Origin of the sequence: Pseudomonas sp. B21-054, assembly GCF_026016345.1 — a bacterium.
Lineage (GTDB): Bacteria > Pseudomonadota > Gammaproteobacteria > Pseudomonadales > Pseudomonadaceae > Aquipseudomonas.
In genome coordinates this window covers 3,731,798-3,746,899 of the sequence record NZ_CP087204.1, presented here as the reverse complement: position 1 = coordinate 3,746,899, position 15,102 = coordinate 3,731,798, and the positions used below count along the sequence as shown (strand labels likewise).

16 protein-coding genes and 1 pseudogene are annotated in these 15,102 nt (G+C 60.0%); 4 read left to right on the top strand and 13 right to left on the bottom strand.

Annotated features, from left to right (window positions below; all coding sequences use genetic code 11):
- Window positions 1-15: 15 nt before the first annotated feature.
- A complete protein-coding gene (locus LOY70_RS16280) occupies window positions 16-924 on the bottom strand; it encodes a LysR family transcriptional regulator (protein WP_265028442.1) in 909 nt (302 codons plus the stop codon).
- Window positions 925-1,016: 92 nt separating this feature from the next.
- Here LOY70_RS16280 and LOY70_RS16275 point away from each other — a divergent pair, with 92 nt between their 5' ends.
- Entirely contained in the window at window positions 1,017-2,024 is a 1,008-nt protein-coding gene (locus tag LOY70_RS16275) for an aldo/keto reductase (protein ID WP_265028441.1), read from the top strand.
- A 52-nt stretch (window positions 2,025-2,076) separates the two neighbouring features.
- Here the strand turns inward: LOY70_RS16275 and LOY70_RS16270 are convergent, their stop codons facing one another.
- A complete protein-coding gene (locus LOY70_RS16270) occupies window positions 2,077-2,946 on the bottom strand; it encodes an AraC family transcriptional regulator (protein WP_265028440.1) in 870 nt (289 codons plus the stop codon).
- 348 nt (window positions 2,947-3,294) lie between these two features.
- Here LOY70_RS16270 and LOY70_RS16265 point away from each other — a divergent pair, with 348 nt between their 5' ends.
- Window positions 3,295-4,491: a halovibrin HvnC gene (locus LOY70_RS16265; protein WP_265028439.1), complete on the top strand. Its 1,197-nt coding sequence runs from the start codon at window positions 3,295-3,297 to the stop codon at window positions 4,489-4,491.
- 86 nt (window positions 4,492-4,577) lie between these two features.
- Here LOY70_RS16265 and LOY70_RS16260 read toward each other — a convergent pair.
- The 8 genes and pseudogenes from LOY70_RS16260 to LOY70_RS16225 form a co-directional block, all read right to left on the bottom strand.
- Window positions 4,578-4,703: pseudogene (locus tag LOY70_RS16260) on the bottom strand (AraC family transcriptional regulator); the annotation flags it as partial.
- A gap of 3 nt (window positions 4,704-4,706) precedes the next feature.
- Window positions 4,707-6,074 (bottom strand): ATP-binding protein, encoded by a 1,368-nt coding sequence (locus LOY70_RS16255; RefSeq protein WP_265028438.1) that lies wholly within the window; start codon window positions 6,072-6,074, stop codon window positions 4,707-4,709.
- Complete coding sequence (locus LOY70_RS16250; protein WP_025213980.1) at window positions 6,071-6,733, bottom strand: response regulator; 663 nt, start codon at window positions 6,731-6,733, stop codon at window positions 6,071-6,073. Before LOY70_RS16250 ends, LOY70_RS16255 begins: the two co-directional genes overlap by 4 nt.
- Before the next feature lie 11 nt (window positions 6,734-6,744).
- Entirely contained in the window at window positions 6,745-7,389 is a 645-nt protein-coding gene (locus LOY70_RS16245; protein ID WP_265028437.1) for a tetratricopeptide repeat protein, read from the bottom strand.
- Window positions 7,386-8,195 carry an SDR family oxidoreductase gene (locus LOY70_RS16240; RefSeq protein ID WP_265028436.1) on the bottom strand — a complete coding sequence of 270 codons (810 nt, stop codon included), beginning with the start codon at window positions 8,193-8,195 and terminating at the stop codon, window positions 7,386-7,388. The genes LOY70_RS16245 and LOY70_RS16240 overlap by 4 nt, the downstream gene beginning before the upstream one ends.
- Entirely contained in the window at window positions 8,182-8,856 is a 675-nt protein-coding gene (locus LOY70_RS16235) for a TenA family transcriptional regulator (protein ID WP_265028435.1), read from the bottom strand. The genes LOY70_RS16240 and LOY70_RS16235 overlap by 14 nt, the downstream gene beginning before the upstream one ends.
- Window positions 8,853-10,334: an AMP-binding protein gene (locus tag LOY70_RS16230; protein ID WP_265028434.1), complete on the bottom strand. Its 1,482-nt coding sequence runs from the start codon at window positions 10,332-10,334 to the stop codon at window positions 8,853-8,855. The genes LOY70_RS16235 and LOY70_RS16230 overlap by 4 nt, the downstream gene beginning before the upstream one ends.
- On the bottom strand, window positions 10,324-11,001 hold the full coding sequence (locus LOY70_RS16225; protein WP_123416950.1) for a thermostable hemolysin: 678 nt from the start codon (window positions 10,999-11,001) through the stop codon (window positions 10,324-10,326). Before LOY70_RS16225 ends, LOY70_RS16230 begins: the two co-directional genes overlap by 11 nt.
- 202 nt (window positions 11,002-11,203) lie before the next feature.
- On the opposite strand from LOY70_RS16225, the gene LOY70_RS16220 reads away from it, so the two are divergent.
- Window positions 11,204-11,758 (top strand): cytochrome b, encoded by a 555-nt coding sequence (locus tag LOY70_RS16220; protein ID WP_265028433.1) that lies wholly within the window; start codon window positions 11,204-11,206, stop codon window positions 11,756-11,758.
- A gap of 42 nt (window positions 11,759-11,800) precedes the next feature.
- Here LOY70_RS16220 and LOY70_RS16215 read toward each other — a convergent pair whose 3' ends face one another.
- From LOY70_RS16215 to LOY70_RS16205, 3 genes are read right to left on the bottom strand one after another with little or no spacing between them, the layout of a single operon-like run.
- Window positions 11,801-12,019: a hypothetical protein gene (locus LOY70_RS16215; RefSeq protein ID WP_265028432.1), complete on the bottom strand. Its 219-nt coding sequence runs from the start codon at window positions 12,017-12,019 to the stop codon at window positions 11,801-11,803.
- 51 nt (window positions 12,020-12,070) lie between these two features.
- Complete coding sequence (locus tag LOY70_RS16210; RefSeq protein ID WP_265028431.1) at window positions 12,071-13,258, bottom strand: FAD-binding oxidoreductase; 1,188 nt, start codon at window positions 13,256-13,258, stop codon at window positions 12,071-12,073.
- The gene (locus LOY70_RS16205; protein WP_265028430.1) at window positions 13,255-13,872 is read right to left on the bottom strand and encodes a YebB family permuted papain-like enzyme; all 618 of its coding nucleotides are present in this window, start codon (window positions 13,870-13,872) and stop codon (window positions 13,255-13,257) included. Before LOY70_RS16205 ends, LOY70_RS16210 begins: the two co-directional genes overlap by 4 nt.
- Before the next feature lie 113 nt (window positions 13,873-13,985).
- Between LOY70_RS16205 and LOY70_RS16200 the strand changes: the two genes are divergently transcribed.
- A complete protein-coding gene (locus tag LOY70_RS16200; RefSeq protein WP_265028429.1) occupies window positions 13,986-14,720 on the top strand; it encodes a helix-turn-helix domain-containing protein in 735 nt (244 codons plus the stop codon).
- Window positions 14,721-15,102 lie beyond the last annotated feature (382 nt).

Here is a 15,102-nt window from a genome sequence, read left to right as displayed (position 1 = left end):
GGTGGCTGGGTGTGCCTAAGCGTATTGGCTTCGAAAGTCATCGGCCCTGATGAATTCAATGAGCGCTTTCAGCGCCGATGGCACATGGCGCCGGCTGGAATAATAAAGAAAGAAACGGCTTGGCGGGGCTTTCCAATCCGTGAGTATTTCCCTGAGCTGCCCGTTGCGGATAGCGTCGCGGGCCAGTTCCTCGTAGACATAGGCAATGCCGGCGCCATCTTTCGCTGCCTGGATCATCAGTGCATCGTCTTCCAGGATGAGCGGGCCTGTGACCGACAGGCGTATCGGCTGACCGTCTGCCTGATACTCCCAGGCGTACAGTTTGCCGCTGGGGAAGCGCCTGGCAATGCAGGCGTGGTCGAGCAAGTCGCGAGGTACATTGGCGATTCCCTTGGCGGCCAGATAGGTCTCGGCGGCAACGGTCACGAACGACTGAGGGGCCCCGACCGGGACGGCGATCATGTCGCCAGCCAGGCTTTCACCAAAGCGCACGCCCGCATCAAAACCGCCATCCACGATATCGGCCAAGCCATCATCGGTGACCAGCTCCAACTGGATGCGGGGATACCTGGCCACGAAAGGCGCGAGCACGTGTGCAAACAGGATGCGCGCCGCTGGGCGCGCCACGTTGAGGCGAAGTTTGCCGGCGGGCACTTCCTGCATCGACGTCAATTGCGCCAACGCAGCGGCCACTTGATGCAGGGTCGGGGCCAGCGTGGCCAATAGTTGCTGGCCGGCTTCGGTCGGGGTCACGCTACGGGTGGTTCGGTTCAGCAGCCTGACACCCAGGCGCGCCTCCAATGTTCGCATCGCGTGACTCAAGGCGGACGCCGAGACGCCACGCTCGTCCGCTGCCTTGCGAAAACTGCGATGGCGAGCGACGGCGGCAAACGCATCGAGTTCAGAAAGATCGGGGTGATTCATGAATAGGGTTCAGTAGTTCAAAGAAGATTATCTATCTTATCGGCAGAAGATCGCTCCCGGATACTGGCGTCATCATTCATGGAGAGGTCGCTATGCAAAAGAATCGTCTTGGATCATCGGATCTGCTGATTTCGCCGATTGGCCTGGGGACATGGGCAATCGCCGGCACCGGTTGGGAATACAGTTGGGGCGCGCAGGATGACAAGGACAGCCTGGACGCACTGGAATATGCCGTCGAACGGGGGGTGAACTGGATCGACACCGCGGCGGTTTATGGCTTGGGCCATGCGGAGCAACTGGTGGGGCAGTTGTTGCGCCGGGTGCCGGCTTCGCGGCGCCCCTTGGTGTTCACCAAGGGCAGCCTGGTCTGGGACCCGGTCAGCAAAGCCATTTCCCACTCGCTGGCGCCGCAGTCGTTGCTCGCCGAGGTCGACGCCAGTTTGCGCCGGCTTCAAGTCGAGACGATCGATCTGTACCAGATCCACTGGCCGGCGTTTCCTGCCGACGGCAGCAGTGAAGGCATTGAACTGGCGCTTTCGGCGCTGGCAACCGCCCGCGCTCAAGGAAAAATCCGCGCTATCGGAGTCTCGAATTTCGACGTCGCTCAACTCCAGCGGGCCCAGGCGGTGACCGAGATCGTGTCGCTCCAGCCGCCGTACTCTGCGTTGATGCGTGATATCGAGAGGGATGTCCTGCCATTCTGCGAGCAGGCCGGGATGGGGGTTCTGGCCTATTCCACGCTTCAATCGGGATTGCTCTCCGGTAGCATGACCCGCGAGCGCATCTCGCAACTGCCTGAAGACGATTGGCGCAAGGCCCGAAGTGCCGACTTCCAGGAACCCCGTTTGAGTGCCAACCTGGCATTGGTCGAGGTCATGGCGGGCATTGGCGAAAGGCACGGTGTAAGCGCTGCGGCGGTCGCCATCGCCTGGGTACTGCGCAAACCCGTGGTGATCGGCGCCATTGTCGGGGCCCGCCGTCGCGCACAAGTGGACGGGCTGATCGCCGGTTCGCAGCTACGCCTCTGCGCTGAGGAAATCGACGAGATCCAACCGTTCCTGCCGTCGGGCATGGGCACCAATGTCCCGGGCGCTGCCTGACCTTGCGGGGCCCTGAGCGGACACTTGTGCGTGTTCGCTCAGGGGCGAAAGGTTATTGCAACGGAATATATACATCCGTTTGCCATTGATCCTGTGGCGTCTCGGGATACACGCTCAGGTAATGGAAGAACAGCGGATGGTCACGCAGTTCCTCGCCACTGGCAGGCAGCCAGTCGCGGTAAACCGGATAGATCGTTTCGCCGATGTGATCCGGTGACCCTGCGTGTCGCACCACGGCGCAGCGACCGCCAGGAATGACCATCTCGTGCACGCCGAACGCATTGGACGCCACGGCCTCGTGAACCTCGCCGCAGATGGCGAAGCGGAAGTCTTGGGGAGGTGTCGTATCCGGGTTGTTATAGGGAATGCCGAAGGTACGACTCGATGTCACGGGCGACTGTCCGCTCTGCATACGCCATTCGATGAATTTGCGTACGCTCTCGTTGACGAGTCCGGTCGGTCCACAGTGCTCAAGCATTGCGACCCTGGCTTCAGGGAATTCCACGATTTTTACTTGCATGATGATCGTCCTGGAAAAATGAGGGATGGCGAATACCGCATTCCAGACCTGCCAGTTCGGTTCCCTCCTGAACGCACTCGGCGTCATGCCGAATGCCCGCCCGAACGCCCTGCAAAATGCCTCGGGACTTTCATAGCCGGCGCCGAATGCAGCGTCCAGTATCGAATGATCCGCGAGGGCGGCCAGACGATGTGCCGCCCGGCGCAGCCGCATCAGTTGCACATAACGTGAGACCGGTACGCCGACGAACGCAGTGAATTGTCGGTGGAAGTGAAAGGCCGAAAAGTTCGCCACACGGCTCAGCGTCTTCACTGACAGGTCACCTTCGAGATTGGCATCGATGTAGGCGAGTACGGCATCGAAGCGTTGGGTGTAGGCGCAATGGGTCGGCATGTCAGACACTGGAAAAGGCTCTTGGAAGTACGGTCGGCATAGCGTCGACTATAGCGGGGTAAACGCGCCTAGCCGCGTTTGCTCAAAGGAGGACGGTGAAAGCCGGCGGCTGTTCCGTCTGTCAGTACTGTCATGTCTGACAGTAGAGCGGCCATCAAGCTTGCTCTAGGTTAATCACCAGACAAGCCGTTTCATGAGTGTTCAAGACTAATCGGATTCTGCACGGCGCAGAAAAACTGGGCATGCCGGATCACAATAAAAAGGATTGGTCGTTGGGCTTTGTATCGTTGTATGAGCCGCTTGGTTTTGCAAGGGAGTGAGCAATCTCACTGTCGAGTCTCTAACGAGGGTGGCTCCATGAAAACTATTTTTTATTTTTGCGGGCTTGGCTTTCTTGCTGTTTGTGATCAGGTAAGCGCCCAGTGGGTAGCAGGGAATCCAGAGAACTCATTGGCCGAGGGCAGTGCGACATTAGTTGCTATTCGCAATCAATATGCTAATGCGGCTGAAAATTGTGGCACCGATAATAGACCAGCCTTTCTTTGCAGCGGCGTTACATTGAGAGTGACAAAAAAATCTGATCGCTATCGGGTCTGGGACCCCAGTCCGCCGTCGCAACAGCGAGGAGGGGTTGCGTTTTCCTACTTGAGGGTGGATGCCAAGTTTCAGACTTTTGCCTGGGGTTATAACAACGGTTATATTCTTTATCCAAAATTTCTGGCGCCTGCTAATAAGCTCTCTCTTGGTGTTGTTTGTTCATTTCCGATGGATTCGTGGGATTGGCATCGCGACGCCCTGTGTGGCCGGGTGACGTTGGAGGAAAATAAATACTACGAAGTCAGTCGTCCCTGTCAGTCACAAGGTATTGTCAATTCGGATCAGTGGGCTAATCACTGGAACCAATCGGTTAGCGGCAATCCTCACTTGGAACAGTGCGGTTTTGATGTGGCAAGCGGTACCGCCAATGGGGCTGTTTTCTTTTATGAGTCACTTAAAGCCAAACAAAAGATAAATGGTTTCTATGAATGGAACGAAATGCAGGTGGCGACCTGGCCCCAGAACAGCGCCGGCACGCTGCCCCTCCAGGCTTTTTTTTACTCTGATCCTGCTGGTCTGGCTGATGCGCGTACTAATCAAAAAGAATTCTATACCGATACGGGGGGTATCGTTGTTCCAATTATAAACATCCGTCTCCCGACCTCAGCGACCCAGGATGTCACCTTCGATTTCTATCCCTTCGATCAGGAAGTGACGGCTGGAGTAGGAACGGTGCCGACTTACTCGCAGCGGCCCTGGATTGTCAATCCGATCGAAGGCGCCACTGTAGTGCCGCCCTTCAGAATTTCGGGGAAAAGTGCGCCTGGCGCGACAGTGGATGTATGCCTGGAAGGCGCAGGGTACTGTTTTGGCGCGCCAGTGGTCGCCGATGGCAATGGATACTGGTTTATTGATGGCGCAAAGTTGAACTCGGGTACTTATAGGTTTACGGCAAGACAAACACTGAATGGGCAAGTGTCGGACTGGGCGGGAAATAGAACTATCACGATTCCCTGAGGAACTTGAAATGAAGTGGCCAATTCGTTTTGACGATCCCCTTCATGATTTCAGGAAGCAACGCAGGGGGGCAACGGTGATGGGTGTCTTGAGGCGGAGGGTACCGCTTGGGCGCGTGTTGCAAGGCAGTTCGGTTCCTGCCTGAACGCACTCGGCGTCATGCCGAATGTCCGCCTGAAAGCCCTGCAAAATGCCTCAGGACTTTCAAAGCCGATCTACACGTGCCCAATCACCAACGTCGCGCGCGTTCCCGTCGGAGTGCGATTCTCCAGCTTTACTTTCCCTCCCAGCCGATCGGCGATGGCTTTCACGATGGCCAGGCCCAATCCGGCGCCTTGATCATTGCCGCGGCTGTAGAAGCGCTCGAGGAGCCGATTGGATTCGGACTCATCAATACCGGGGCCTTCGTCTTCGACCGATAGTTCATAGTGATTGCCGTTTTTGGTTAAGCGCACCGTAATCTGCCCCTGGGCAGGGGAGAAGTTGGCGGCATTGGTCACCAGATTGTTCAAGGCAATGTGGATGTCGGCCGGGTCCATCCTGACCGGTTCGATGTCATCGCTGACATCGAACACCAGTTCGAGCCCCTTGCTTAAAAGCCAGGGTGTCAGTTGAACCAGGCTTTCTCGGACGGTGGCGACCAGATCGATGAGCGCTGGGATGTGCGCGCCTGTCTTCGGTTCGATCCGAGCCATGGTCAGCAATTGGTTGACCAGGCGGCTGGCACGGTCAACGCCGGCGATCAGGTGCTCCAGTGATTCGCGACGTTCATGTTCGGTCCCGGCCTCCAGCAGGTTTTGCGCATGGACCCGCAGCACGGCTAGAGGCGTCCGCAGTTCGTGGGCCGCATCGGCGATGAAGCGTCGTTCGCGCTCGAGTACGTCCTGGATTTGCGCCAGCATGCGATTGAGCGCGGCCTGCATCGGTTCCAGTTCGCTGGGCAGGGGCGTCAGTTGCAGCGGCTCCAGGGAACCGCTGTGGCGCGCGCGTAAGGTGGCCGCCATGTCGGCCAACGGCTTGAGCCCCCAGCCGATGGCCAACCAGACCATCGCCGCCAGGATCAGGCTGCCCAGGATGTTCGGCCACAGCGTATGACGCACGATGCGATCCACCAGGTCGGCCCGTACGTCATCCCGTTCGCCGACCCAGATATTCAGATCGTTCTGTTTGTCCTTGAGGACAAAGGCGCGCCAGTGACGGTTATTCAAATCCACCACGTCACTGAAACCGGGTTCGGTCGGCGGTGCGCGAAAGGAGGGGGCGCTGGCGGTATGCACCAGCACTTCGCCCTTGGCGTTCCACACCTGGAAGGCGATTTTGCTTTCGTAAGGGTGGCCGTCGCTTCGCGGCGTCGCTTCGCTCAGTGCCGTGTTGAAAGCCCGGTACAGGTCGGCGTGTGCCTGGCTCGCCAGCGGCATGTGCATTACGCCCTGGAGCAGACGGGCGTTTTGTGCCAGTTGCGCGTCGTAGACCTCGGCGATTTCATGATTGCTGTCGTGCAGGTTGAGTACGCTGATCACCGCCAGCCCAGCGAGCATCAGGCCGATGATCAGGGTCAGCGTGCGGCGGCGAATCGACGTCATCGATGTTCCTCCACCAGATACCCCACGCCCCGAACGGTGCGGATCAGGTCGGTGGAGAACTTCTTGCGCAGGTGATGGATATGCACCTCGAGGGTGTTGCTTTCGGCTTCTTCGCTCCAGCCGTACAACAGCTGCATGAGGTGATCGCGGGTCATGACGCGACCGGGGGGCGAGAGCAATTCGTGCAGCAGTTGATATTCCTTGGGCGTCAGCACCACCGGCTTGCCGAGATAGCTGACTTGCTGGGTACCGGGGTTGAGGCTGATACCGGCGTGTTCGATCAACATCTGGGCGCGTCCGGCACTGCGTCGCAGCAGGGCGCGCAAGCGGGCCTTGAGTTCGGCCAGGTCGAACGGCTTGACCAGGTAATCGTCGGCACCGGCATCCAGCCCGGCGATGCGATCTTCGGTCGCATCGCGGGCGGTGAGGATCAGCACCGGCAGGTTGGAGCCACTGTCGCGCAGGCGCTGCAGGACTTCGAGCCCGTCCATGCGCGGCAGACCGAGGTCGAGCACGGCCAGGTCAAAGGTTTCGCTGAGCAGCGCGTGCAGGGCACTCTTGCCGTCCTTGAGCCAGTCGACGGTGTAGCCTTCGCGACCCAGGGCTTGATGAATGCCTTCGCCCAGGGCCACGTCATCCTCGATCAGTAGTACCCGCACACAGCCCCCTGTCAGTTGAGTTTTTTGTTCACTTCAAGCAAAAGTGCCTGGATTTCCTTGCGGCGTCCGGCATCGGCCAGTTCGCGCCCGGGGCGTGGTGCGGCATTGAGCGCTTTTTGCAGGGCGCCTTGGGCTTGAGCGTAGCGTTTCTGACGGTAAAGGTGATCACCCCAGAAGTACAGGCTGTCGATGCCATCTGGATTGAGTTGCAACGCCTGCTTGAGCAGTTGCTCGGCTTTGTCGGCATCTCCGAAACCGATCGGCCAGCCGGGGACTCGGTCGTACAGCGCCGCGAGACTGGTATAGGCCGAACCTTGCAGGGCTTTTGGGTCCAGGGCCAGGGCTTTTTCCAGGTCGGTCCTGGCCTCCTTGACTTTGCCCAGGGCGCCGAGCCCGCCTTGGGCTCCGGCCCAACTGCTGGTGACGATGCCTGACCAGATCCAGGCTTCGGCCAGCTCCGGGCGTTCATGGGTGAACGTCGTGGCTTGCGTTGCCAATTGCTCGAAGGCGGCTTCGCGTTGTTTTTCCGGCAGTTCATATTGAATGTGCGCCCAGCTTTGCTGGATGCCGACGAGGCGTTGCTGGTCAGCCGTGTCCAGCGCCCAGGCGCTTTGGCCCATGGCGACGATCATCAGGCCGGCAAGAAGTCTTTTCATGGTTTCAGGTGCTCGTTTTCAGGTTTATGGCTCAGACGGCGGATCAGCGGCAATTGCTTGCGCAGGCCCCGATCCACCAGGTTCGGCAACAGGCTGTTGAGGCGAACGAAGAAGCGCTCAGGCCAACCCAGGTAGAGATCGCGACGGTCACCGGCGATGGCGTGGATCACTGCGTTGGCTACCGCTTGCGGATCATCGACGTTGGCTTTGAGTGCGTCATTCAGGGCCTGGGCAGCCGGGCTGTTCATCGAGGTGCGGGTGGCGCGGGGCGCGACATAGAGCACGCCGACCCGCGTATCGGCCAGTTCCCGACGCAGGGCTTCGGAAAAACCGCGCAGGGCAAACTTGCTGGCGCAATAACTGGCATAGCCCGGGTAGCCGATGGAGCCATAGGTTGAGCCCACGTTGACCACCATGGCGCTGTCGGCTTGCTTAAGTAGCGGTAGCAGCAGTTTGGTCAGGCAGATCGGCGCACTGATATTCACCGCCAGCATCGCGTCGATCTCACTGTCATCAAGCTGTTCGAGCATGGCGAAGTGGTTGATGCCGGCGGCGTTGATCAGCAGGTTGACGCCGTCCAGGGCTGTGGCGGCGGCCAGGATCTTGCGTCGGTCGCAGGCTGACGTCAGGTCGGCGGCCACCCAGCAGAGGTTCTGCGGATAGCGCGCCAGCAACGGCAGCAGCGATTCCTGGTGCCGCGCCACTGCCAACACCCGGGCCCCGGCGGCGCATAGCGCAGCAGCGATGGCCTGACCGATGCCGCCACTGGCGCCGGTCAACACCACGCGGGCGTCACGCAGCTGCATGGCGAACCTCCGTGTCCCGTGGTAAACCACGGAACATGTCGGTGTAGAGCCGGTACACCACTTTTGAGGCGTGGATCACCGCCGCCTGGTCCGCCGGGTTATCGAGTTTGTTCATCAGGCCGCGGTAGGTCTGCATGTGCTCGATGTCCAGGGAACCGTGGGAGCTCAAATAGCTGAAGGCACTTTCTGGCAGTGCCAGGTGTTCGCGGATGCTGCCCGCCGCGTGGGTGGCCAGGGCAATGCTGGTGCCTTCCAGCACATTGACCATGCCGAACAGCCCCACCGGGTTGCCCCGGGCGATCAGGTCGTAGAGAAAACTGACCATCAGTTCGATCGGCAACGAAGGCTGGCCGTTGCGCACGGCATCGCGATTGCCGCCACAAGCGACGATATCGTCAAGGACCCACTGTTCGTGGCCGTACTCCTCGTCGATGTACTCACACACTGCCTTGCGCAGCCATTCGAGATGGCTTGGCAGGCGCGCGCCGCAAGCCATCATCAGTGGCACGGTGTGGCGCACGTGGTAGTAAGCCTGGGCGAGAAACGACCGGTAACTCTCCAGGCTGACCTTGCCGTCGAGGGCGTCCCGGATGATCGGCAAATTGAACAGTTCGTGGCGTTCCTCTTGGGTGGCTTCTTGCAGAGCGTCGAAAAACATCATGATGCGGATTCCTCGCAATGGGTGGATGCAGTCAGTTGCGCGCGGTACAGCGCGACAATGGCGTCGCGGCGCGGGCGGCCATTGGCGGTCAGCAGGCCGTTGGCGGCGGTGAACGGTTGGGACAGGCGGGTCCAGCGGTGGACCCGGGCATAATCGGGTAGGTTTTCGTTGGCCTCGGCTACGGCGGCAGCCAGTTCTGCGTCGGTGCAGTCCGGGCGGTGAGGCCAGAGCAAGGCGTGATTGCGTGGCAGTGCTTCGCCATAGACAAAGGCCTGGGCGATGTGTCGACGCTGGGTCAGTTCGGCCTCGACCCATTCCGGGTTGACGTTGCGCCCGAAACTGGTGACGAACTGGTGCTTCTTGCGACCTTTGAGGTAAAGAAAACCCTCAGGGTCGAACTCGCCAAGATCCCCGCTGGGCCACCATTCTCCGCTGTAGGGCGCCTCACCCAGGTAGCCGAGCAGGGGCGAACCCTTGATCAGCACTTCGCCGTCATCGGCCAGGTGTATCTGGATGTGGGGCAGGGGCTTGCCGACACTGCCCGGACGCTGTGCGTCGGGGCGATTGAGGCACACCACCGAGGCGCATTCGGACAAGCCATAACCTTCGTACACCGGCAGGCCGACGGCCTGGGCGCGCTGCAGCAGGCTCTCCGAGACCCGCGCGCCTCCCACGGCGGCAAAGCGCAATTTGTGTGGGGCGAACGCTTTCTGTTCGGCGGCGCCGACCAGTATCTGCAAGAGCTGCGGCACCAAAATCAGGCTCTCAGGAGCACGACTGGCCAGACACGCAAGCAGACGTGGTGTGTCGACGCCGCTGGCACCGAGGATGCCGAGGGTTTTCTGGCTCGGCACGCTCAGCGTGGCGCCGGCGTACAGCGCCGCATAGCAGCCGAGGTTTTCCAACAGGATCGCCAGCGGCAACAGGGCAAGGTGATGCTGCGGGTCGGCGAGTTTGCTGGCGTGATCGAGCTCGCGCGCAACCCGCAGCAGGCTCTCGGCACTCAGGCATACGCCCTTTGGGGTGCCGGTGGTGCCGGACGTGAAGGTCAGTTTGGCGGTGCCGGCCGGCATCCGGTTCGGTCCGGTAAACGTGCGACGCCAGAATTCGCCACTTTTTTCATAGCCGGCAGCGAGTAATTCGGCGTCCAGCTCCGGCTCGGCGACCACCCGTTCCGCCTGGCTTTGCTCCAGGCAGTGGGCCCGTTGGGCCGGGCTGAAGAAGGGCGGCAAGGTCACACAGGCCAAGCCTTCGAACAATGCCGCCAGGTCCCAGAGCATCGCTTCGACGCCGTTGTCCAGCGCCAACGCGATGACGGATACCTGCTCATCGCGCAGACGTTGCTGGCGGTACACCACCTCGGCGTACAACGTGGCGTAGTCGAGTTTCAGATGATCGCCCCACAGCGCAATGCGACGGGTGTGGCGCTCGGCATGGTTACGCAGGGTTTGCCGGAATCGCTGCAGTTCAGGCGACATGGCAGCTGTCCTCCTGGCACGACGGCAAGCCCAGGCGGGCGAACAGGCCGATGTTGCGTAAATGAATAAACCCTGCACGGATGTTGCCCACGTGCACCCAGGGTTTGCTTTCGTAATAGCTGCCCCAACTGTGGCGCTCGTCGCCCAGTCGCGCCGGGTCGGCGGCGCACAGGGTCACCGGTTTCAGCCCGAGCCGATGGAAGCTGTTGACCAAGCCGATGTTGCCGGTGAAAGCCACCCATTCCAGACCGCCCATGGCCAATAAGTAAGTGATCGCGATGATGCTCAAGCGCGCGCTGCCGGTGTCGCTGGCGGCAAGGTTGCCGACTTCGACGATGCCGGCGCGATCCACCGGATGTCCGGCCGCAGCGCCGATCAGAGGTTCGATCGGCTCGTCCAGGTAACGCTCCAGAAACAAGGATTCGTCATTGGCCATGCGCACCCCGGCCACGGCGCACAGCCCGTTGTCGGCATTGCTCAAGCCAAACAGCTGCGGCATGAAATGGCGAATGTCGGCGCCGTGGGCCTTGCGAAAACGCTGTTGGATAAAGGCCTCGAACGCCGGCCGCTGCACGTCGTCCGCCAGGGCCGCGGACAGGGTCATCGGCGGCGCTTCAGCCTGGCCGAAGTGCAGGGGCAGGGGAATGTTCCAATTGACAACGGGCATGGGCAGAACGCCTCCCTCGATAGAATGGGGAGGAGTATCCGAGGCATTTCTTAACGAAGTCTGAAGGTAAGAAAAGCTTCTTGAATGTCGGTCTTCAGACTGCCTTAAGACTTTGCTGACAGGTTGGCAGGGGCGGTTCTGAGTAACCGGATCGCAGCTGCCAAATGAGTTGGCAGGCCACCAGACTTTCACGAGGCGCGTTATGACCCGCGATATTGCCGTAAACCGTTATGGAAAACTGTCGATGACCCTGCACTGGTTGATGCTGGCGCTGTTCGTTGCTGTGTATGCATGCATCGAGATCAAGGGCTTGCTGCCCCGTGGCAGCACCGCACGGAGCCTGCTGCTGGGGTTGCATGGGCTGTTCGGGCTGAGCATTTTCGGGCTGGTTTGGGTCCGCCTGTTCGGTCGCCTGACGCCACGCCCGCCCATCACGCCCGCCCCGCCGGCCTGGCAGACCGGCCTTGCGCACCTGATGCACCTGGCGCTGTATGGCCTGATGATCGCGACCCCGGTGTTGGCCTGGTTGATGCTGGCCGCCGGAGGTAAGCCGGTGCCGTATTTCGGCTTCTTCCTGCCGGCCCCCGTGGCGGTGGACCCGGACCTGGCCAAACAGCTCAAGTACTGGCACGAGCTGCTGGGCAGCAGCGGCTATTGGTTGATTGGTCTGCATGCGGCGGCCGGTTTGATCCATCACTATTGGGTGGGGGACGATACCCTGGCTCGGATGTTGCCGAGCCGAACCGACCTTGACTAACTATTCGGCTGGCGGGGATTGGACACCGGTACAGGGGGCACGCTACCCCACGTAATACTTATCCCAGAGCTTGTTCCGGAATCGTTTGTCCGGATCGAATCGCGCCTTGAGCGCAAACAGCTGTTGCGCGCCGGGGTAGGCACGTGAGAACTGCTGCCGCGTCGCGTGCAATTGATAGGGTAGGTAATAGGTGCCACCAAACGAAAGCGCAATGTCGATCAGTTCGCGCGTCCATACGCCAACTTTCTCGCGGTCGGCCACGCCAACGTGTTGCCAGTAATAAAGTACGAATGAAAAAACTTCTTCCCTTGCTCAGGCTAGACATGAGTCAGGGGCCGGTGGCGCGTGGCGGATGGAGATGTTGACGGCATCGACGTTGTGCGCCATCAACACGGCGGCCATTTGTAATACAAATGCATTGAGGTGGGCTACCGGGACAAAATACTCCTGCAATGCGTAGGTACTGTTGCGGGTCGCAATGGGGCCGAGCGAGGCGACGTCCCTGCTGGCCTCGTAATTGCGGCGTACCACCGGGTGGCTGAGGTAGCGCAATGGATCGACCACATCAGTGCGAATCAACGGCCCGCCGGGAAGCTTGGTCACGCCCCACAGGAGGGTTTGTTCGAGCGTGTACGATTGCCCCGGTGCGACCAGCCGGTCTTCGACGGTCAGCGCTTTTTCCGTGGTGCACCAGGTGACAGCGGTGGCTTGGTCAAAGTAGGGCGGCGCCAGATCGGCGTTGTGCAGGATGGCTTGATCGTTTCCGCGGATGTGCTGATTAAAGAATTCAGGATAATCGGCAACCGGCATGCGATGTACCTGGCGTTCCATCGTGACGTTTGGCACGAGGTCCAGTTCGATTTCCGTGATAACCCCCACCGCGCCATAGCTACCGATGGCTGCGCGGAACAAGTCGGTATTGGTGGTGCGCGATGCCTCCATGACTGAGCCGTTGGCGAGTACCACCTGCAGGGCTCGTACCGAGTTGCTCATCGGACCTGCACCGACGTAACGCCCATGGGCATTGACTGACAGTGCCCCGCCGACCGTAAAGTTGGCATAGCTCTGCATGATCTTTACCGAAAGGTCATGGCGGTCGATGACTGTCTGCAGATCGCGCCAGCGCATCCCGGATTGCACACGTATGACCCTGCTCTCAGGTGAGTAACGGATGACCTGATTGAACTGACGCATGTCCAGATGCAGGCTGTCTTCGGTGGCAATCTGTCCGCCCATGCTATAGCGGCCACCCCCGATACTCACCGGACCTGACCACATGGCCAGTGCCTGTCGTATTTCGTAGGTGGTACGCGGGGCAAACAGGCGATTCACCCAAATCGGGTTGAGCAACGTCACATCGTTGACCAGGACGCCCGAAGACGGTGCCGCCCATATCGACCAGGGTGACAGCACACCTGCGGTCATCCCGATCATGCCAGCTCGGAGAAGACTGCGCCGGGTGAAAGCGTGTGACGGGAGCGCTTGCGCGTCTTCGATCATGGGGTGTTACTCATCTGAGAATCGAAAATGACGCGCACGTCCGGACTTCGAAGCAGGCTTGCTGGAGTGACCGTATGACGTTGCCACGGGATTCGGCCGAAGTACCACAGCCGCCAGAAGTTGAGCTTCGGATCGGCATTATCTTGCAGTAAGGTCGCGAACGTCTCCACTTTACCGAGCTGGATGTTCGTCGCTTCATCGATGACCTCACGAACGAAGCGAGAACAGAACTGGCGCGGTGAGTGTATGTTGAATCCAGTGTCGTAGAACGTGCCTAGTCGATCGCCAACCGCTGCTTGAAGTGCCTCGCGCTGTGTGTCCGTGAGAGGCAACGCAAGCCTCGCAACCGCGCAGCGTCCCTGCTCGGAGCGCTTGAGGAACTGAGTCAGCGGGGTGGTTCGCGCGAGCGGAAACGTACTTTCTGCAATCAACGGCTCAGCGCCACGGTCGTCGACCACCACTCCCACATGGTTCGTCCATGAATTCGTCGCGCTGGCGACTTCCAGGAAAGGGCGGGCGGTGACGCGGATGAACACAATGTCGCCAATCTGCAAATCGCCCGTCGGTGGTCCGTCGGGTGCTGGGGAAACGTGCGCTGCGGCGTTGATTGACATGCTGACCTCTCGGCTCTTATGAGTCCCAAGCATGGGGAGGAGGGTGCATAATTCGCAACTTGTTCGTTCATATTTCGCTAAGCTGATACCAACAGTATCGGATATCAATACTTATGACCCAAATTACCCAACTCATCTTGACTATAAAGCAACGTCTCAAGGCCGCCAGCATGACTTATCGCGACGTTGCCCGGGCACTTGACCTCTCGGAGCCCAGCGTAAAGCGTCTGCTGGCCAGCGGTCGCCTGACGGTCGAACGTCTCGCCCAACTCTGTGATCTGCTGGGCCTGACGATGGCGGAATTGCTTCAGGAGGCCGAGTTGTCGTCCCCACGCCTGCAGATGCTGACGCATGAACAAGAAGCGCAACTGGTCTCAAACGAAAAGCTCCTGCTGGTAACGGTGTGTGCGCTGAATCACTGGTCGCTGGAAGACATCGTGTCTGCCTACTGCCTGTCAAAAGCCGAGTGCATCAAGCACTTGTTGGTGCTGGAACGCATGGGCCTGGCGGACCTGAAGCCGGGAAACCGGATCAGATTGCTGGTGGCGCGAGATTTTGATTGGCTGCCGGATGGCCCTATCCGGGATTTTTTCCTGCAGCAGGGGTTACCCGATTTCATGGCAAGTCGGTTCGCCGCTCCGGATGAAACCCTGCACTTTGCCCATGGCATGCTGACGAAGCCCGCTTACGCGCAGTTGCAAGTCGAAATACACAGATTGCGCAGCAAACTGGCAGCGCTGCACAACGAATCGTTGACCGCGCCCTTGTCCGAGAAATGCGGGACTGCGCTGTTGCTGGCGATGCGGGTTTGGGAGCCGCGGGCGTTCAGGAAGCTTAAGCGGGTGTAATCGAGGGGCCGGGAGGGCGCAGATTTAAAGCTACGGATCATTTATTGGGTGCCATACGCGTCAGCAAAACGGCCAATAGCTGCCCATTCCAACCGATCGCTGTGGGTCGCCTACAATCAATTGTGTATCTGCCTTTGCGCTGCGGCTGGACGACTTTCACCCCGAGTCGCTTTCAGGACACGTTTTGTCGTCCACGTGCAACCGCCAACCCCCGGGAGTGGCAAGCTGTGAGGATGCCCCGGACCAGGTGCGCAAGACACTTGGCCGGAGAGCGAGGATGGCGATCGGATTAGCCACGCTACCGTGACGTGGACCGGACGCCGCAGCCAAGACTCCGGACGGCTGCCGCCTAGGCGGCGGTGTCGTTCGAGATGCCGAGGTA